Below are 18,899 nucleotides of genomic sequence, written 5' to 3'. Positions count from 1 at the left end.
ATGACCCGTGTCGTGATCATCGGCGCCGGAATCGTGGGCGCGAACCTCGCCGACGAGCTGACCCTGCGCGGCTGGACCGACGTCACCGTGCTCGACCAGGGCCCGCTGCCGCTGACCGGCGGTTCGACGTCGCACGCGCCCGGGCTGGTGTTCCAGACCAACCCGTCCAAGGCGATGACCGAATTCGCCGGCTACACCGTCGCGAAACTGCTCGACCTCGGCTGTTTCGAGCAGGTCGGCGGCATGGAGGTGGCCAGCACCGCGGCGCGCTGGGAGGACCTGAAACGCAAGCACGGCTGGGCGACGTCGTGGGGGGTCGAGGCGCGGCTGATCGACCCGGACGAGTGCGTCCGCCGCTGGCCGATGCTGGACGAGGACCGGATCTTCGGCGCGCTGTACGTCCCGACCGACGGGCTCGCCGTCGCCTCGCGCGCGGTGGACGAGCTGATCAAGCGCGCTTCCGCGCGCGGCGCCCGGTTCGTCGGCTCGACCCGCGTGACCGGCATCGAGCAGGCGCACGGGCACGTCACCGGCGTCAAGACGGGCGACGACGTGGTCCCGGCCGACATCGTGGTGTCCTGCGCCGGATTCTGGGGCCGGGAGATCGGCGAGATGGCCGGCATGACCGTGCCGCTGCTGCCGCTCGCGCACCAGTACGCGAAAACGGGCCAGCTCGCCGAACTCGCCGGGGCCGACCCGGTGCACCCGGCGCTGCCGATCCTGCGGCACCAGGACCAGGACCTGTACTTCCGCCAGCACGGCGACCGGCTCGGCATCGGCTCGTACGCGCACCGCCCGATGCCGGTGGACAAGTTCGCCGAACCCGGCGAGGTCACCGCGTCCGCGATGCCCTCGATGCTGCCGTTCACCGAGGACGATTTCGCGCCGTCGTGGGAGGAAAGCAAGCTCCTGCTGCCCGCGCTCGGCCGGACCAAGGCGGAGGAGGGCTTCAACGGCATCTTCTCCTTCACCCCGGACGGCGGTTCGCTCGTGGGCGAATCGAGCGACGTGCGCGGATTCTGGATCGCCGAGGCCATCTGGGTCACGCATTCCGCGGGCATCGCGAAGGCGGTCGCGGAGTCTATTGTGGACGGCCGCTCCGAAACCGATCTGCACGAACTGGACGTGCACCGGTTCGAGGACGTCCAGCTGGCCCCGGAGTACATCCGCGAGACCGCGCAGCAGAACTTCGTGGAGATCTACGACGTGCTGCACCCGCTGCAGCCCCGGCTTTCCCCGCGCGACCTGCGGGTCAGCCCGTTCCACGCCCGGCAGCGCGAGCTGGGCGCGGTGTTCCTGGAGGCGGGCGGCTGGGAACGGCCGCACTGGTTCGAGGCCAACGCGTCGCTGCTGAAAGACCTGCCGCACGACTTCCTCCCGCCCGCTCGTGACGCCTGGGCCGGGCAGTTCCACTCGCCGATCGTGGCGGCCGAGGCCTGGCACACCCGAAACCGCGTCGCGATGTACGACATGACGCCGCTCAAGCGCGTCGAGGTGAGCGGGCCGGGTTCGCTGGAGTTCCTGCAGGGGCTCACGACGAACCAGCTGGCGAAATCGGTCGGCTCGGTGACGTACACGCTGATGCTGGACGACGCGGGCGGCGTGCGCAGTGACATCACCGTGGCACGGCTGGAACCGGAACTGTTCCAGGTCGGCATCAACGGGAACATCGACGTCGCGTACCTGCGCAGCCGCGCCCCGGAAGGCGTCCGGGTCGTCGACACCACCGGCGGCACCTGCTGCATCGGCGTATGGGGTCCGCTCGCCCGCGACCTGGTGCAACCGCTGTCGGCGGAAGACCTTTCGCACACCGGGCTCAAGTACTTCCGCGGCCGCCGGGCCCGGATCGCCGGGGTGCCGGTGACGATCCTGCGACTGTCCTATGTGGGCGAACTCGGCTGGGAGATCTACACCTCCGCGGACAACGGCCAGCGCCTGTGGGACGCGCTGTGGCAGGCCGGGCAAGGGTTGGGCGTCATCGCGGCCGGGCGCGGCGCGTTCAACAGCCTCCGGCTGGAGAAGGGCTACCGGCTGTGGGGCACCGACATGACCACCGAGCACGACCCGTACGAGGCCGGGGTCGGGTTCGCGGTGCGCCCGGCGAAGGGCGAGTTCGCCGGGCGGGCCGCCATCGACGGCCGCAGCGAGGAAACCTCGGCGCGGCGGCTGCGCTGCCTCACCGTGGACGACGGCCGGACCGTCGTGCTGGGCAAGGAACCGGTGTTCGTGGACGGCGCCGCCGCGGGTTACGTCACGAGCGCGGCTTACGGCTACACGATCGGCCGTCCCATCGCGTACGCCTGGCTGCCCGGCTCGGCGGCGATCGGCGACCAGGTGGAAATCGAGTATTTCGGACGGCGAGTCGCCGCGACGGTAGCCGCGGAACCGCTGGTCGACCCCGGGATGGAGCGCATCCGGCGCTGAGTGGAAGGGACCCTGCCATGCGGGACCAGATCGTGAGCGACTTCCTGAACACCCTCGCCCGGCCCGCGATCCCGGCTCCGGCCGGGGCGACGGTCGCGGCCCTCGCCCTGGCCCAAGCGGCGGCCCTGCTCAGCCGGGCCGCCGGCGGCGACGCCGAAGCGGACCAGCTGACCCGGCACGCGTTGCGGCTGGCGGAGATCGACGCCCACGCCGTCACGCACGACGTGCCCGACCGCGCCCAGCCCGCCGCGGACGTGGTCGCGGTGGCAGTGGAGGTGGTCCGGGTGGCGGAACGGCTGCTGTCCATTGTGGACCCGGCGGCCCTGCCGGACGTCTCCGCGGCGGCGGAAATGGCGCGTTCGTCCGCGATGACCGCACGAGTCGCCGTCGAAGCCCGGCACGGCGTCCTGCTGGCCGCGGAGCCGGACGAGATCGCCGAGAGAGCCGCCCGGGTCACGGAGGCGGTGCGGGTCCGTGAAGGACTCCTCGAAGGAATCTGATTCCCTCAAGGAGCCCTTCACGGACGTCGGGCGGCGGACTGCGGCGGGGGACGCGAGCGGCGGGGGACGCGAGCGGCGGGGGACGCGAGCGGCGGGGGACGCGAGCGGCGGCGGCCGGACAGTGGCAAGATCTGCGGTGTTCCCCAGGAGACCCGTTCCCGAGAACACCGCAGTGAGGATCGCCGCATGGCTGTGCCGCCCCTGCTCACGCTGAACAATTCGGTCGTCATCCCGCAGCTCGGACTCGGCATGTACCAAGTCCGGCCGGACCAGGTCGCGAAGGTCGTCGCAACGGCGTTCGAAGCCGGGTACCGCAGCATCGACACCGCCGCCATGTACGGCAACGAAGCCGAGGTCGGCGCGGCGGTGCGGGAGTCCGGGCTGCCGCGCGAGGACGTCTTCGTGACCACCAAGGTCTGGAACACCGACCACGGCTACGACAACACCCTGCGCGCGTTCGACCGCAGCGCCGAAGCCCTCGGCCTCGGCCCGGTCGACCTGTACTTGATCCACTGGCCGAAACCGGAGCTGGACCGCTACGTCGAGACCTGGCGCGCGCTCGAACTGCTGCTCAACGAGGGCCGCGTCCGGGCGATCGGCGTGTCGAACTTCGGCGTCGACCACCTGCGCCGCCTGCTCGACGAGACCGAGGTCGTGCCGGTGGTCAACCAGGTCGAACTGCACCCGTGGCAGCAGCAGGCCCCGCTGCGCGCGTTCCACGCCGAGCACGGCATCGCGACCGAGGCGTGGAGCCCGCTGGCCCGCGGCCGGAACCTGAACGACCGGGTGATCACGGCGCTGGCGGCGAAGTACGGGAAGACGCCCGCCCAGCTGGTGCTGCGCTGGCACCTGCAGCTGGGCATCATCGCGATCCCGAAGTCGGCGACCCCGTCGCGGATCCGGGAGAACGCGGACGTGTTCGACTTCGAGCTCGCCGAGGACGACCTGCTGGCCCTGGCAGAACTCGACTCCTGAACGGCCGGTCGGGAAGCGCGGATGCCCGCCGCGGCTTCGGGAATCAAGGCCTGCCCCGGACGCGCCGCACCGCCTCAGCCCAGGGCGCATGCGCGTCGCAGCGGCAGTCAGCTGCGCGGATGCCGGTCGCTGCGGCTTCGGGAGCCCAAGGCCTGCCCAGGATACGCCCTCACTGCCACAGCCCAGGGCGCATGCGCGTAGCTGCGGAGGCAGCCAGCTGTGCGGGTTTTGGCGACTTCCTCGCGGCCCCGGAAACACCGCACCGCCCCAGCCGTGGGCGGAGGCGGTGCTTGCCGTTCGAGGGGGCGCATGCCCGTCGTTGCGGTGCCAGGCTGCTGCGCGGGTTCTGGCGATGTCCTCGAGGCTTGCCCCAGATACACCGCACCGCCCCAGCCCGGTCGAGGGCGGAGGCGGTGCCAGCGGGTCAGAGAGTCAGGAAGCGCGGATGCCCGCCGCCGCGAAGTCGGCCAGCTGGGCCGGTTCCTTGAGGAACGCGCGGAAGCTCTGCGTGCCGCGCTGCTGGACCTCGTCGATCGTCTTCCCGGACAGGCCGACGAACGGGTAGTCCGCGGGCGGGCCGGAGCCGATCGGCATCGCGGGGGAGCCGATGACGTCCGGCTTGGACTTCGAGAGCTGGGTCACCCAGTACGACGATTCGGGGATCCAGCCGTCGGGCAGGCCGCCGATCGTGTCGAGCGAGGATTTGCCGGTGAGCGCGTTCAGCACCTCGGAGGCGGGCTTGCTCTGCACGGCCACGTGCACGCAGCTGCCGTGGACCTGGGTGAGGTCCTGGTTCCAGCGCGCCGCCGCGGTCTCGACCGGCTTGGCGATCTGCGGGGTCACCACGATCCGGACGTCGGTGCGGCCGCCGTTGCAGCTGGCGGCCTGCGCCTCGGCGCGGTTGTTGAGCACGCTGTCGGCCCAGTTCCAGCCGACCACGCCGAGCGTGGCCAGCACCACGAGCCCGACGGCCACGAGAGGCCACTTCGCGATCCGCCTGCGAGGCGCCTTCTTGGCGACGATCCGGTGCGACCCGGTCGTCTCGCTGCGGCCGGCGGGCCGCTTCGGCGGGTCGAGAGGGTGCGGCACCGGCTCCTCGGGCAGGCTGTGACGCCCCATCGTTGTCCTTTCGTGACCTGCACAACACGCTCAGTTATGCAATCGAACCGTTATCACTCTATCAGGCCAGCGACCTGCGGTGAATACCGTTACGCAGAGTTGTCAGCTCCACGGCCGGGCGACTCCGGCACGGGATCCGGCGGCTGGGCCGGGTCGGCGAGAAGGTCGCGGCAGAGGCCGATCAGGCGGGCCCGCAGCGGCGCGGCCCGCTCGGCGAATCCGGCCTGGGCGCGGGCGTAGGAGGCCCGCCCTTCGGCGGTCTCGATCGGCACCGGCCGGTAGCCGTAGTCCGCTAGATCGTACGGGCTGGCCCGCATGTCCAGTTCACGGACGTCCGCGGCGAGCGCGAAACAGTCGCCGACCAGCTCCGCGGGCACGAACGGATCGAGCTTGTAAGCCCACTTGAAAAGATCCATGTTCGCGTGCAGGCAGCCCGGCTGCTCCAGCGCGACCTGCGATTCCCGGGTCGGCTCCAGGGTGTTCCGCGGCCGCGCCGGACCGGTGAAGAACCGGAACGCGTCGTAGTGCCCGCACCGGATGTCCATCGATTCCACGACCCGGTCGGTCCCGGCCGAGCCGAGCCGCAGCGGGACCTGCGCGTGCCGGACCGAGTCCGCGGGCTCGCGGTAGACCATGGCCCATTCGTGCAGCCCGAAGCAGCTCAGCCGCGGCGCTCGCGAAGCCGTGGCCGACAGCAGCTTCAGCACGAACTCCGCGGTGCGCGCCCGGCGGCCGGTGAACGCCGCCGGGTCGAGCATCACCCCGGCCTCGGTCTCGACGTAGGCCGGACGCTCGAGGAACCGCCGCGCGGACGCGCCCTCGAGCACCACGCCCGGACCCGGCTGCCAGCGTTCGAGATGCCCCGGCCGGTGCGAGTAGTACGTGAACAGGAAATCCAGCACGGGGTGTTTCTCGCCCCGCGCCCGGCGTTCCTGATGGGGCCCGGTCCACGCGCGCATCCGCTCGGCGTGCGCGTGCTCCCGGGCCTGCCAGTCCGCCTCGGCGAGCACGACGACCGCGCTCATGCCGCCACGTGGGTGCCGTCGCGCACGGTCCCCACGTACTCCTCGACGAGGTCTTCCAGCGCCACCACGCCGACGGCCGCACCGGAAGCGTCGAGCGCCCGCGCGAGGTGGCTGCCTTCCTTGCGCATGGCCGAAAGCGCGACGTCGAGCCGCGCGTCCGACCGCAGTTCGGTGAGCGGTCGCGTCTTGTCGTCCGGCACCACCGTGTCCGGGTCCTGGCCGACGAGGTCGAGCACGTCCTTCACGTGGATGTAGCCGGTGAGCGAACCGTCGTCGGTGCACACCGGGAAGCGCGAGAACCCGGTGGTGGACACCGCTCGCTCGACGTCGCCGAGCGTCGGCCCGCAGGGGAGCGTCGTGAGCTCCGAGGTGGGCACCAGCACGTCCGCGACGGTCTTCGCGACCGACGACAGCGTCTGCGAAAGCCGCCGGTGCTCGGACTGGTCGAGCAGCCCTTCCTGGCGCGATTCGCTGAGCAGTTCGGCGAGTTCGTCGGAGCTGTACGCGGTCTCCAGTTCGTCCTTCGGCTCCACCTTCATCAGGCGCAGCAGCGAGTTCGCGACGAAGTTGAGGAACGCGATGACCGGGTTCGCCACCTTCACCCACGCCACGTGCACCGGCACGAGCCACAGCGCGAGCCGCTCCGGTTCGGCGATCGCGAGGTTCTTCGGCACCATCTCGCCGATCAGCACGTGCAGCATGGTGATGAACGCCAGCGCGATCGCGAACGAGATCGGGTGCAGCAGCTGGTCGGGCAGGCCGAGCAGATCGAAGAACCCGGACAGCCGGTGCGCGACCGCGGGCTCGCCCAAGCGGCCGAGCAGCAGCGAGCAGATGGTGATCCCGAGCTGCGCCCCGGCGAGCATCTGCGAGACGTGCTTGCTCGCGTTGATCACGATCTGCGCGCGGGTCTTTCCCTGCTCCAGCAACGCTTCCAGCCGGTCGCGGCGCGAGGAGATCAGGGTGAATTCCGCGCCGACGAAGAACGCGTTGGCCAGCAGCAGGACCACGACGAGGGCGATGTTCAGCCAGTCGCTCACGCGGTCACCTCGCGTTCGGCCGGGCGCACCTGGACCTCGGCGACGCGGTGCCGGTCCATGCTGGTGACCGCGAGCCGCCAGCCGTCGACCTCGACGGCGTCGCCCTCGGCCGGGATCGCGCCGAGCCGCTCCAGGATCAGCCCGGCGATCGTTTCGTAGTCGCCCTCGGGCATCCGGAACCCGGTGATGTCGCGGACCTCGTCCGCGCGCAGCTGCCCGGACACGAGCCAGCGGTCCGCGCCGAGCTGCTGCGCGGCCGGGGCCTCGCGGTCGTCGTGCTCGTCGCGGACGTCGCCGATGATCTCCTCGACCACGTCCTCCAGCGTGACCAGCCCGGCGGTGCCGCCGTACTCGTCCACCACGATCGCCAGCTGGTAGCGCGAATCGCGCAGCCGGTTCAGCAGATCGTCGCCGGGCAGCGATTCCGGCACCGTCGGCACCGGCCGCATCGCCGACCGGATCCGCGTGGTCGCGCGGTCGGCGGCCGGGACGGCGAACGCCTGCTTGACGTGCACCGCGCCCTGGACGTCGTCGAGATCCTCGGTGTACACGGGGAACCGCGAGAACCCGGTGCGCCGCGAGATGTCGATGAGGTCGTCGATCGTGTCGTCCACGGTGAGCGATTCGACCTGCACGCGCGGGGTCATCAGCTCGTCCGCGGTGCGGTCGCCGAAGCGCAGGGAGCGGTCCAGCAGCTCCGCGGTGGACGTGTCGAGCTTCCCGCTTTCCGCGCTGGAGCGGACGATCGAGCCCAGCTCCTGCGGCGACCGCGCGGAACGGAGCTCCTCCTGCGGCTCGATGCCGAATTTGCGGACGAGGAAGTTGGCGCTGTTGTTCATCAGCGTGATGAGCCAGCGGAACAGCGCCGAGAACCGGGCGTGGTAGCCGGAAACCGCGCGCGCGGTCGGCAGCGGCCGCGCGATCGCGATGTTCTTCGGCACCATCTCGCCGAGGATCATCGACAGGAACGTGGCCAGCACCAGCGCGACCGCCACCGCGACCCCGGACGCCGCCGAAGCGGGCAGGCCGGTCGCGTCGAGCAGCGGGCGGACCAGGTCGCCGATGAGCGGTTCGGCGAGGAAACCGGTGATCAGCGTGGTGAGCGTGATCGCGACCTGCGCGCCGGAGAGCTGGAAGCTCAGCGTGCGGTGCGCCTTCTGGACGGTGCGCGAACGCTTGTCACCGACCTGGCGGACGTCCGCGTCGACCGTGCTGCGCTCGAGCGCGGTCAGCGAGAACTCGGCCGCCACGGCGAGACCGGTGCCGATCGTGAGAAGAAGGAAGAGCAGCACGCCGAGCACGGAAAGCAGGACGTGGATCACAGCGCACCGTCCGGGACGGCGGAACGGACGGCGGGCGGAAAGCCGGGTCGATGCGGACCCGGCCCGGTACTGTCACCGGGCGATGGCGCAGCGCGCACGGATGGAAGTCACTCCTCGGCATAACGGGTTTGTAGTGCGACGATGCCGACAATCGTACCGGGTCCGGGCAGCCGTGCGGCGGCAGGACGCGAACCTGGCGCCCGTTTTTCCGCCCGCCGCTGCGGGAACCGCGCTCCCGCCTGCGGCATCCCGGGCCGCTGACGTGCTCCAAGCCCCCGTGCCGCGTTGCGGTTTCTGAACAGGGTGAGCGCGGCGCTCGCCAGCGATGCGGAACTCCGGCGGACGAGACGCGCCGGACGGCTTCTCTCCCGCTGCGGTCCGTGAAGGGCTCCTTGAGGGAATCTGATTCTCTCAAGGAGCCCTTCACGGACCTCGCCAAACGCGCGTGTCCGCCGCGGCAGGGCGAGAACCCCGCGGGCGCAGTGCGCGAAGCTGCCCGTTGCCGTTGCCGTTGCCCGCCCTGCGGCCGTCGCCCGCCTCGCGGCCGTTGCCCGTCCCGTTGCCGTTGCCCGTCCCGTTGCCGTTGCCCGCCTCGCGGCCGTTGCCCGTCCCGTTGCCGTTGCCCGTCCCGTTGCCGTTGCCCGCCTCGCGGCCGTTGCCCGTCCCGTTGCCGTTGCCCGTCCCGTTGCCGTTGCCCGCCTCGCGGCCGTTGCCCGTCCCGTTGCCGTTGCCCGTCCCGCGGCCGTTGCCTGCCCTGCGGCCGCTGCCTGCCGCTCGGTGCCTCTGCCCTTGCTGCTGCCTGCCCTGTTTCCCCTGGCCCGCCTCGCCGCCTGCTGCCGCTGGTCGCCGCGCCTGCGCCTGGCTGCTGGGCGCGGCCCGACTGGCGGGAATGCCCGTGAGGGGTCCCCCTCACGACCTCAGCGAGACCACGCCACCCACCCGGCGGCCGCACGTCCGTCCACAGTGGTGCTTCAGCGCGGCCGTCGCCCCAGCAACGCCACCAGCCGGTCCGGAGCCGCCGCGTTGCGGCCGGCCGCGACTGGCGGGTCGAACAGCCCGAGGCCCTGCCAGTCGTCGATCATCGGGCGCAGCACGTCGAGCAGCCGCCCGGCGAGGACGTCCGGGACCGGGTTCGGGCGGCCGAGCGCGGTGGCGAGGTCCCAGCCGTGCACGGCGAGGTCGAGCGTCATCTGCCAGCCGTACTCCTCGGCGGGCACCAGCCCGAACGAGACGTGCACGGTGCGGCGCAGCGCGCCGGGGGAGAGCCACGCTTCGCGGGCGGCGGCGGACGCCTTCTCCCACACCGAGAGTGGGTCGTCGCCGAGGACGTCTCCGTCGTAGCGGGTGCCGACCTCGTCAAGCGTCGCACCGGCGAGCAGATGGGGTACCCAGAGTTGTTCGACGGCCAGATGATTCACCAGATCGCGTACCGACCAATCGGTGCACGGCGTGCCGCGGGCCCAATCGCCCGGACCGGCGGCGCGCACGGCGGCGTCGAACACGTCCAGTGCGCTGCCGTGGGCGGCGAGGAGATCCACGGGGCACATTGAACACGATTCAGCTGCGCGCGCCCGGCCGGTGTCGTCGCACGGTCTCTTCGACGAGGTCCAGCACCGGGCCCAGATCGTCGCCCGGGAGGCCCATCGCGAGGTGCGACACGAGCCCTTCCAGCACGAGTTCCAGGAACGCGGTCAGCACGCTGACGTCGACGTCGTCGCGCAGGTTGCCTGCCTTGCGCTGCCATTCGAGACGGTCGCGGGTGGCCTCGGTCAGCTGCTGCGAGCGTTCCGCCCACCGGCCGCGGAACTCCGGGTCGGTGCGCAGCCGCCGCGACACCTCCAGCCGGGTGCCGAGCCAGTCCGCCGGATGTTCGCTGTTCCCGGCCAGCAGGTCGCGCATGACCTGGACCAGGCCCTGTTCGGCGACGACGTCGGCCATCCGCACCGCGTCGTCCTCGGCGAGGGCGAGGAAGAGCGATTCCTTGTCGCGGAAGTGGTGGAAGATCGCCCCGCGCGACAATCCGGTGGCTTCTTCCAGACGGCGGACCGTGGCACCCTCGTAGCCGTAGCGTGCGAAACACACGCGCGAGCCGTCGAGGATCTGCCGGCGGCGTGCGTCGAGGTGATCCTGGCTGACCCGTGGCATCCTGAAATCCTGACATCGAGGACCGGGTTCTCGCAATCCGTACGTACGTACTGTGACGAGACGGCGGAACGGATGCGCGCCGTCACACTGGCGGGTTCTCGGCTGACACGACCGGGCCGGTTGACTACGCTGTGCACATCACGACGTGAGCACCGGAAAGGGAGCGGCCTTGGTCATCGGCGAGTCGGGCCGTGCGCGCGGCGGTTTCGCCATGGACGCGGCGGAGCTGACCGCGGTCATCCGGTTGTGGGAGGACCAGCTCGCGAAGATCGCCGCCGACGGCCGCGCGATCGACGAGATCCTCGCGGTCTTCGCCGCCCCCGGCTCGGACCCGGCGAGCACGGAGTACGCGGCCGCCGGCGCGGACTCCCTGCACACGCTGCGCGACCAGAACGAGGCGCTGCGCCGGTACGCCGCCGGATACCTCGACAAGCTGCGCGCCGCGCGGGACCGGACGGCCGAGGCGGACCAGGCCGGCGCCGACCTCGGTCGCGGCCGGTAAGCGAACGGCCCCGGCCGCGCACGAAGGGAACCAGGTGGACGGCAAGCAGATCTTCGACAACTTCCGCGGCGGCGACACGTCCGGTTTGCGTGCCGCCGCGGCGAAGGTCCAGGAGCTTTCGGCGGCCTACCTGGAGCGCGCGCAGAGCGTGAAAGAACTTCAAGAGCGGATGGCGCGCTCGTGGACCGGCGACTCCGCCGACGCCGCGAAGGCGGGCGCGGGACCGGTCGAGGCCGGGTTCCGGGAGTCCGTCGACCCGCTCGACCTCACCAGCGCGTCGATGGACACCCAGGCCAGCAGCTTCGAAAGCTCCCGGCACGCGGTCGTCGACGTGCCGCCCCGCCCGGAGCGGCCGCAGCCGTGGGCCGGGCCGTTGCAGGCGGTGCTGCCCGCGTCGGCCGCGCCAGTGTCCTTTCAGGACAGCATCGACCGGTTCCACGGCGCGAACGAGAACAACGTCCGGGTGATGGAGCAGTACCACGGCGTCACCGCGAACACGAAACGCGTGCTGCCGAAGCAATACGGCCCGATCGTCGCCGACGGCGTCGCGGTCCGCCGGACCACTTCGGACAGTACGGCCACGCAGACCGCCGCGAGCCACGACCGGAACGGTCCCGGTGCCGCGGTGCTGCCCGCTCCGGTGAGCGAACCGTCCCAGCGCGGCTCGGGTCCGGCGGTCGGCGGCGCGCCCGTCGCGGCGGGCGGCCCCGGCGACGGCCTGCACTGGCGGCCGGAGTACCTCCTCGAGTCCGATCCGGAGGGCGTGTTCGGGGCGGACGGTTCGGCGACCCAGCCGGTTCTCGGCGACGAGGAGGAGTAGCCGGTGGCCGATCCGGCGGGACGGGTGGACGTCCCGGTCGAAGCGCTCGCGGCGCTGGCCGAACGCGAGCAGGTGGGCCGGTTGCACGTGACGCTGCGGCCGGATCCGGCGTGGCTGTCGGAAACCGAACGCGACGAAGCCGCCAAGCGGGTGGACGACGCGCTGGCGCTGGCCGGCCTGGTCGACTCGCGCGGCCGGGCCACGGTGGACTTCCTGGACTGGCTGCCGCTGCTCGTGCGCCCGGTGGTCGAGTACTACGGCTGGGTCGCGACCGGCGACCGCACGTACGGCGTGCTCGCCGCGGCCAGCGGGCTGCAGGCGGTGCTCGCGGTGTCGGACGGCGAACACGTCGGGGTCCAGGAGATCGACCGCGAACGCGTGCTGGAAACGCTGGTGGAGCAGCTGCCCGCGGTGGGCCCGGGCGGCGGTTACGTGCGCACCGTGCGCGTCGCGGACCTGACCGAAGCCGCCCGTCGCGGCGAGGACGCTTTTCCGTTGGACCCGGTGCTGTCGGACGTGCTAACCCTGGTGCAGCGTCCGGTGCACGGAAGCGGAGAGCTGTACGCGGGACGACGCGACGACGTCGGCCGGTACGTCCGGTTGGAAGAACCCCTGCACTACGCGGACACGGACTGGGGCCGGTACCTGAGCTACACCGTCGGGGCCGGGCCGGACGCGGAAATCCGGATCGGGCCGGCCGGCCCGGCCGAACTGTGCGGTGCGCTGCGGGCTTTGGAGCGCACCCTGAACTGAGGGGACGCTGCGGTGCGCTATCCGGAAATCGAACCGTACGACAGCGGCCTGCTGGACGTCGGCGACGGCCATCGGGTGTACTGGGAAACCTGCGGAAACCCCGAGGGCAAACCGGTCGCAGTCCTCCACGGCGGCCCGGGAACCGGCTGCAGCGAAGGCATGCGGCAGTTTTTCGACCCGGAGAAATATCGAATCGTCCTGCTGGACCAACGCGGCTCCGGCCGCAGCACCCCGCACGCAGGCGACACCGTAGAAGCGCTGAAGGCGAACACCACCAGCCACCTGATCGCAGATCTGGAATTGCTGCGGGAAACCTTGAAAATCGACCGCTGGCAACTCTTCGGCGGCTCCTGGGGCTGCGTACTGGGCCTGGCTTACGCGGAACAGCATCCCGAACGAGTGACGGAAATCGTCATGATGGGCCTGGCCACCGACCGTCAGATCGAAATCGACCAGCTGACCGGCGGCCTCGCAGAAATGTTCCCGGAAGCCTACGCAAGATTCCGCGACGGCGTACCGGAAACCGAACGAGACGGCGACCTGTCAGCGGCCTACTACCGCCTGCTCACCGACCCGGACCCCGCAGTGCACGAGCCAGCCGCACAACGTTGGTGCGCTTGGGAATCCGCCATGCTCCCCGGCGTCCCGCCCTCCCCGAAATTCGAAGACCCCCGCTTCCGCCTGGCTTTCGCCAGAATGGTCACCCACTACTTCTCCCAAGGCTGCTTCCTGGAAGACGGCGGAATCCTCCGCAACGCAGGCAAACTGGCCGGAATCCCGACAGTGCTGGCACAAGGCATCCTGGACCTGAGCAGCCTGGCAGGCACCCCCTGGCTCCTGGAACAAGCAATCCCGGACGCAGAACTAATCCTGGTAAGCGGCGCAGGCCACACGACAGCAGTCCCCTCGATGGAAAACACCCTAATCGCAGCCACCGACAAATTCGCCGCCGACCGCTAAAACACCACACACAACCGCCACCGCTGCACCCACACCACCCCCGCACCCCGATACGAAGCCAAAATGCGGTCTGAGGGTGCTTGTCAAGGCATCTTTCCCGCCTTGACAAGCACCCTCAGACCGTCATCACAATCAGCTTCGGGGTGCCCCACGCAACCAACAGGCGCAATGTCGCCGCCAGGCGACGAGCCGCCTCTCCTACGGAATCATCAACGCAGGCACCCCCGTCGGACTCGACGCCTCCGCATTCCGCGCCTCCCGAGTAGCTTCAGCCTGCCGCAACGCAGTAACCCGAGGCGGAACCCGATCCAAGTGCCACTCCGCCAACACCAACGCCACCTTGGCCTGCATCTCCGTCCGCAACCGCAAGAACGAATCAGCCGGATCCGCCCCGACTTCCCCGAGCAACAACCACCAAGCCCAAGCCGCAGCCCCGGCATTGGCGATAAAGTCCGGAATCACCGCAACCCCACGAGCCGACAACGCCGCCTCGGCCTCCGGAGTAGTAGCAGCGTTAGCCGCCTCCACCACCACCTTGGCCTTGACGAGATTCTCGTTGTCCACCCGCAACGCGTAAGAAATAGCCGCCGGAACAAAGATATCCGCCTCAGCAGCCACCACCGCCTCCCGCGGCAACGACTGGACCCCTTCCGGCAACCGCCCCCGGTCAACCTCCCCGAACCGGTCCCGCAACTCCAGCAACGCGGGAATGTCCAACCCCTCCGGGTCGTACAACGTCCCCGCCGCATCCGCGACAGCCACGACCTTCATCCCCGCCTCGTGCAGGTACCAAGCCGCGCCGCCGCCCATCGTCCCGATGCCTTGGATAGCGACAGTCGTCTCCGGAACAGCCCACCCCCAGGTGTTGGCCGCCCCGAGACAAGCCTGCGCCACCCCGTACCCGCCGATCACGTCCCCGAGCAACTGCCCGCCGGGAACCGGCGCGTTCAGCCCAGCCTGAACCCGCCGAAGCGTGCGCGCCGGATCAGCCGACCGGCGGATCGCGGCGTGGTACGACTGCTCCAGCCCGAGCGTCGCGAAAACCTCGTCGATGAGATGCTGCGGCACCCCCAGGTCCTCCGCGGTCACCCAGCTGGAGTCCAGCCAGGGACGCAGGAACTCGCAGAACCGGGTGAGCACACCGGTAGCGCGCGGGTCCTTGGGGTCGAAGTCGATGCCGCCCTTCGCGCCGCCGACCGGGAGGTTGAACGCGGCCGTCTTGTTCGCCATGCCGCGCGCGAGGTCGGCCACCTCGTCGACCGTGCAGCCGGCGCGCATTCGCGTGCCGCCCGTGGCGACGCCGGAAACCAGGCTGTGCACGACCAGGTAGCCGCGCGCGCCCGTGACCGGGTCCGTCCACGTGAGCTTCATCAGCGGTTCGGCGATCCGCGTGTCCATCGAGCCACTCACCTCCTCGAGTCCTTGGCAGCGCGCTTCGCCGCCTGCTTCCGAGGGTGCTGCCACTTCGGGGGCCGCGTCCATTTACCGAATGTGCACGAAGTTGTTTAGGGTTCGTACATGGAGCTTTCGTTGCACCGCTTGAGGATGCTCCGCGAACTGCACCGCAGGGGCACGGTCACCGCGGCTGCCGCGGCGTTGCATTACACCGCTTCGGCGGTGTCGCAGCAACTCGCGCAGCTGGAACGCGACGTCGGCGCGAAGCTGTTCGAACGGCTCGGCCGCCGGGTCCAGCTGACCGAGCTCGGCATCCTGCTCACCGAGCACGCCGAGGAGATCCTGGGTTCGGTCGAGCGCGCGACGCTCGCGCTGGAGGAAGCGCAGGGTTCGATGTCCGCGCGGCTCACCGCGGGAGTCTGGGCGTCGGTGGCGTCCGGTTTGCTGCCGACCGCGCTCACCGCGCTGGCCGCGGATTACCCGGGAATCCAAGTGCGGACGAAGGAACTGGCCCCGGAGGCGACCGCGGACGCGGTGCGGGACGGCTCGCTGGACCTGTCGTTCGTCATCGACTACTCGGATGCCCCGATGGAGTGGAGCGACGGGCTGGAGCGCGCGGTCGTGGCGGTGGAACGGCTGCACGCGGCGGTCCCGGCGGGCGCGCTGCAGTCGGCCACGGTGCCGCTCGACGCGCTCGCGGAGCATCCGTGGATCCTGGCGAGCCCTAAGTCCCATTTCGGCCGCGCGATCCGGATTGCCTGCCAGCGGCACGGTTTCCAGCCGAAAATCAATCACGAGGTCGAGGAGCAGTCGACCGCGATGGCGATGGTGGGCGCCGGGCTCGGCGTCACCCTGGTGTCGGATCTCGGCCTGCGGCTGCTGCGCCCGCCGGGGATCGACGTCGTCGCGCTGGCCCCGCCCCTGCTGCGGACGGTGTCGATCGCTTACCGCCGCACGGAGATCCGGCGGCCGGCGTTGCACCTGGTGGTGGCGGCGGTGCAGAAAGCGGCGGCGGAGCTGGGACTGGGGACCGAGCCCGCTCTGCCCTGAGCCCGGGGTGCCCCGGATGGAGCAGTGCCGCCAGGTTGATCCATTCGGTGAACTCCCAGGTCAACCAGGATTACGGGTTCCTTATCGATCTTCTCCGGCGCTTCTCGGCCCTGTTTTTGTCGGACCCCGCGTGTAGCGTCGCGAAGCGACGAGGTCCGGCCCCGCGGACCTCCTGACGGGGACGGCGACAGATGACTGCAGTGCACGACTTTCCGGACAGATCGGGGAGTGCGGCGAACCGGACCGCGCGGGTGCTCGCTGACCGCGCGGAGGGGGAGCGGTACGTCGCGTCGGTCTGTTTCAAGCACGGCCCGCCGAGACTGCTCGGGGTGGAACTGGAGTTCACCGTGCACCATTCCGGCGACCCGGTCCGCCCGCTCGACCCCGATGTCCTCGCGACGGCGCTCGGCCCGCACACCCCGCGGACGCTGCGCCCCGACAGTCCCGCGATCCCGCTCCCGGCCGGCGCGCCGGTGAGCCTGGAACCGGGCTGCCAGGTGGAGATCTCCGCTCCGCCCCAGGCCTCGCTGCGTGCCCTGCACGCGGCTGTGGAGGCCGATCTCGCTCATCTCACCGGTCTTCTCGCCCGCCACGGCCTCGAACTCGGGGCCGCGGGCATCGACGAACACCGTCCGCCCCGGCGCGTTCTGCGCACGCCCCGCTACGCCGCCATGGAACGCCGGTTCGCCCCGATCGGGGCGGGCGGCATCACCATGATGTGCAGTACCGCGGGGCTGCAGATCTGCGTCGACGCGGGCGAAGCGCACGAGGTCGCCGCGCGCTGGGCGGCCGCGCACGCGCTGGGCCCGCCGCTGCTGGCCCTGTTCGCGAATTCCCGCGTGCACGCCGGAACCGACACCGGATTCGCATCGGCGCGCTGGCTCGCGGTCATGGAAACCGAACCGGTCCGCACCCAGTCGCCCGAACCCGGGGAAGACCCGGCGCGCGAATGGGCCCGCCGGATGATGGACACGCCGCTGATGGTGTTCCCGCGCGGCGAACGGCCGTGGGACGCGCCGGAGGGGCTGACCTTCGCCGAGTGGATCGCCGGCCGGGGCGCGGCCACCGTGCTGCGCCGCCCGACGGCCGCGGACCTCGACTACCACCTCACCACGATGTTCACCCCGGTGCGGCCGCAGGGCTACCTCGAGCTGAGGTACCTGGACGGGCAGCCGCCGGGGGAATGGCTGCCGCCGGTCGCGCTGGTCACCGCGCTGCTGGCGAATCAGTCCACTGTGGACAAAGTACGCGAGGTGTGCGCGCCCGCGGCCGGCCGCTGGGCCGACGCCGCCCGGTGCGGGATGGCCGACGCGCAGCTGGCGGCGGTCGCCAGGGAGCTGGTGGAACTGGGCGTCGCCGAGCTGCCCGCCACCGGGCTTCCGGACGACACCGTCGCCCGGCTGGCCGCCGGGCTGCGGACGCGGGCCGCCGGGGTGCCGCGCCAGGACCGATGAGCAGGACCGAGAACACCGCCGGGCGGGGAGCCCGGCGAACCGGACTCGAGGAGTCAGGAGCCATGAGCACCATCCCCGAACAGAACCCGTTGCTGGAGCTGAGCCCGCAAGACCTGCGGGCGCACGCGGCCGCGGCCCTCACCCGGGCGCGCGAGCGCAGCGTGGCCCTCACCGACGCGGTCGACGACGAGGACCTTGTGCGGCAGCATTCGAAGCTGATGTCGCCGCTCGTGTGGGACCTCGCGCACATCGGCAGCCAGGAAGAACTGTGGCTGGTCCGCGACGTCGGCGGCCGGGAGCCGCTGCGGCCGGACATCGACGACCTGTACGACGCCTTCCAGCACGCCCGCGCGGACCGCCCGGCGCTGCCGCTGCTCGGCCCGGCCGAGGCCCGGGCGTACGTGAAGGAAGTTCGCGAAAAGGCGTTCGACGTCTTGGAAACCGCCCCGCTGGAAGGCAGGCGGCTCACCGAGAGCGCGTTCGCGTTCGGCATGATCACCCAGCACGAACAGCAGCACGACGAGACCATGCTGGCCACCCACCAGCTGCGCAAGGGCGAACCGGTGCTGCACGCGCCGGAGCCGCCGCGCGCGCCCGCCCGGAAGCTGCCCGCCGAGGTGCTCGTGCCCGGCGGCCGGTTCACCATGGGCACCACCGCCGAACCGTGGGCGCTGGACAACGAACGCCCGGCGCACGAGGTCGACGTGCCCGCCTTCGTCCTCGACACCACCCCGGTCACCTGCGGGGCGTACGTCGAGTTCCTGGAATCCGGCGGATACCACGACCAGCGGTTCTGGAGCGAGCCCGGCTGGGCCTGGCGGCAGGAGCACGACATCACCGCGCCCCGGTTCTGGCGTCGCGAACCGGACGGCTGGTGGCGCACCCGTTTCGGTGTGCGCGAACGCGTTCCGGAGAACGAGCCGGTCGTGCACGTTTCGTATTACGAGGCGGAGGCATACGCGCGCTGGGCGGGCAAGCGGCTGCCCACCGAGGCGGAGTGGGAGAAGGCCGCCCGGCACGACCCCGAGAGCGGACGGTCGCGGCGATTCCCCTGGGGCGACGAGGAACCGACCGCCGAGCACGCCAACCTCGGGCAGCGCCACCTGCGCGCGGCCGAGGCGGGCGCGTATCCGGCAGGTGCGTCGCCGCTGGGCGTGCACCAGCTGATCGGCGACGTCTGGGAGTGGACGAGCACCGATTTCCACGGCTACCCGGGCTTCGCGGCGTTCCCGTACCGGGAGTATTCCGAGGTGTTCTTCGGACCGGAGTACAAGATCCTGCGCGGCGGGTCGTTCGGCACCGACGCGGCGGCGATCCGGGGCACGTTCCGCAACTGGGACTACCCGATCCGGCGGCAGATCTTCTCCGGTTTCCGGTGCGCGCGCGATCCGCGCCCGGGCGAGGCAGGCTAGCCG

Annotated in this window: 17 protein-coding genes; 10 read left to right on the top strand and 7 right to left on the bottom strand. The window is 71.0% G+C overall.

All coding sequences use genetic code 11. The features are described 5' to 3' along the window. The 3 genes from EIZ44_RS38720 to EIZ44_RS38710 all read left to right on the top strand — a co-directional run bounded on the left by EIZ44_RS38720 (position 1) and on the right by EIZ44_RS38710 (position 3,899). Positions 1 to 2,424 carry a GcvT family protein gene (locus tag EIZ44_RS38720; protein ID WP_134733979.1) on the top strand — a complete coding sequence of 808 codons (2,424 nt, stop codon included), beginning with the start codon at positions 1 to 3 and terminating at the stop codon, positions 2,422 to 2,424. A 17-nt stretch (positions 2,425 to 2,441) separates the two neighbouring features. Continuing rightward, positions 2,442 to 2,924 carry a hypothetical protein gene (locus tag EIZ44_RS38715; RefSeq protein WP_134733978.1) on the top strand — a complete coding sequence of 161 codons (483 nt, stop codon included), beginning with the start codon at positions 2,442 to 2,444 and terminating at the stop codon, positions 2,922 to 2,924. Between the two features lie 186 nt (positions 2,925 to 3,110). Beyond that, a complete protein-coding gene (locus tag EIZ44_RS38710; protein ID WP_134733977.1) occupies positions 3,111 to 3,899 on the top strand; it encodes an aldo/keto reductase in 789 nt (262 codons plus the stop codon). 432 nt (positions 3,900 to 4,331) lie between these two features. Here the strand turns inward: EIZ44_RS38710 and EIZ44_RS38705 are convergent, their stop codons facing one another. The 6 genes from EIZ44_RS38705 to EIZ44_RS38675 all read right to left on the bottom strand — a co-directional run bounded on the left by EIZ44_RS38705 (position 4,332) and on the right by EIZ44_RS38675 (position 10,550). After that, on the bottom strand, positions 4,332 to 5,018 hold the full coding sequence (locus EIZ44_RS38705; RefSeq protein WP_078870511.1) for a substrate-binding domain-containing protein: 687 nt from the start codon (positions 5,016 to 5,018) through the stop codon (positions 4,332 to 4,334). Positions 5,019 to 5,107: 89 nt separating this feature from the next. Beyond that, positions 5,108 to 6,043 (bottom strand): 3-methyladenine DNA glycosylase, encoded by a 936-nt coding sequence (locus tag EIZ44_RS38700; RefSeq protein WP_134733976.1) that lies wholly within the window; start codon positions 6,041 to 6,043, stop codon positions 5,108 to 5,110. Further along, positions 6,040 to 7,083 carry a hemolysin family protein gene (locus EIZ44_RS38695; protein ID WP_037814302.1) on the bottom strand — a complete coding sequence of 348 codons (1,044 nt, stop codon included), beginning with the start codon at positions 7,081 to 7,083 and terminating at the stop codon, positions 6,040 to 6,042. The genes EIZ44_RS38700 and EIZ44_RS38695 overlap by 4 nt, the downstream gene beginning before the upstream one ends. Then, on the bottom strand, positions 7,080 to 8,402 hold the full coding sequence (locus tag EIZ44_RS38690; protein ID WP_439098637.1) for a hemolysin family protein: 1,323 nt from the start codon (positions 8,400 to 8,402) through the stop codon (positions 7,080 to 7,082). Before EIZ44_RS38690 ends, EIZ44_RS38695 begins: the two co-directional genes overlap by 4 nt. 974 nt (positions 8,403 to 9,376) lie before the next feature. Beyond that, positions 9,377 to 9,952, bottom strand: a complete 576-nt coding sequence (locus EIZ44_RS38680) for a TIGR03086 family metal-binding protein (protein ID WP_134733975.1) — start codon at positions 9,950 to 9,952, stop codon at positions 9,377 to 9,379. 10 nt (positions 9,953 to 9,962) lie between these two features. Beyond that, the gene (locus EIZ44_RS38675; protein WP_037814298.1) at positions 9,963 to 10,550 is read right to left on the bottom strand and encodes a TetR/AcrR family transcriptional regulator; all 588 of its coding nucleotides are present in this window, start codon (positions 10,548 to 10,550) and stop codon (positions 9,963 to 9,965) included. 145 nt (positions 10,551 to 10,695) lie between these two features. Between EIZ44_RS38675 and EIZ44_RS38670 the strand changes: the two genes are divergently transcribed. From EIZ44_RS38670 to pip, 4 genes are read left to right on the top strand one after another with little or no spacing between them, the layout of a single operon-like run. Next, a complete protein-coding gene (locus EIZ44_RS38670; protein ID WP_240691532.1) occupies positions 10,696 to 11,052 on the top strand; it encodes a hypothetical protein in 357 nt (118 codons plus the stop codon). A gap of 34 nt (positions 11,053 to 11,086) precedes the next feature. Then, on the top strand, positions 11,087 to 11,872 hold the full coding sequence (locus tag EIZ44_RS38665; RefSeq protein WP_134668403.1) for a WXG100 family type VII secretion target: 786 nt from the start codon (positions 11,087 to 11,089) through the stop codon (positions 11,870 to 11,872). A gap of 24 nt (positions 11,873 to 11,896) precedes the next feature. Next, the gene (locus EIZ44_RS38660) at positions 11,897 to 12,625 is read left to right on the top strand and encodes an ESX secretion-associated protein EspG (RefSeq protein ID WP_107051067.1); all 729 of its coding nucleotides are present in this window, start codon (positions 11,897 to 11,899) and stop codon (positions 12,623 to 12,625) included. Positions 12,626 to 12,637: 12 nt separating this feature from the next. Continuing rightward, complete coding sequence (pip, locus tag EIZ44_RS38655; RefSeq protein ID WP_134733974.1) at positions 12,638 to 13,585, top strand: prolyl aminopeptidase; 948 nt, start codon at positions 12,638 to 12,640, stop codon at positions 13,583 to 13,585. Positions 13,586 to 13,783: 198 nt separating this feature from the next. Here pip and EIZ44_RS38650 read toward each other — a convergent pair whose 3' ends face one another. Next, positions 13,784 to 14,983, bottom strand: coding sequence for a Glu/Leu/Phe/Val dehydrogenase dimerization domain-containing protein (locus EIZ44_RS38650; protein ID WP_134733973.1), 1,200 nt, complete (start codon positions 14,981 to 14,983; stop codon positions 13,784 to 13,786). Positions 14,984 to 15,103: 120 nt separating this feature from the next. On the opposite strand from EIZ44_RS38650, the gene EIZ44_RS38645 reads away from it, so the two are divergent. The 3 genes from EIZ44_RS38645 (at position 15,104) to egtB (ending at position 18,896) form a co-directional block, all read left to right on the top strand. After that, positions 15,104 to 16,030 (top strand): LysR family transcriptional regulator, encoded by a 927-nt coding sequence (locus tag EIZ44_RS38645; RefSeq protein WP_037814293.1) that lies wholly within the window; start codon positions 15,104 to 15,106, stop codon positions 16,028 to 16,030. Positions 16,031 to 16,221: 191 nt separating this feature from the next. Beyond that, positions 16,222 to 17,484 carry a glutamate-cysteine ligase family protein gene (locus EIZ44_RS38640; RefSeq protein WP_037814291.1) on the top strand — a complete coding sequence of 421 codons (1,263 nt, stop codon included), beginning with the start codon at positions 16,222 to 16,224 and terminating at the stop codon, positions 17,482 to 17,484. 62 nt (positions 17,485 to 17,546) lie between these two features. Then, entirely contained in the window at positions 17,547 to 18,896 is a 1,350-nt protein-coding gene (egtB, locus tag EIZ44_RS38635) for an ergothioneine biosynthesis protein EgtB (protein ID WP_037814289.1), read from the top strand. Positions 18,897 to 18,899: the final 3 nt, after the last annotated feature.

It is taken from the genome of Amycolatopsis nivea, from assembly GCF_004522235.1.
In the GTDB taxonomy this organism is placed as follows: domain Bacteria; phylum Actinomycetota; class Actinomycetes; order Mycobacteriales; family Pseudonocardiaceae; genus Amycolatopsis; species Amycolatopsis nivea.
This window is presented reverse-complemented; position numbering and strand designations above follow the sequence as displayed.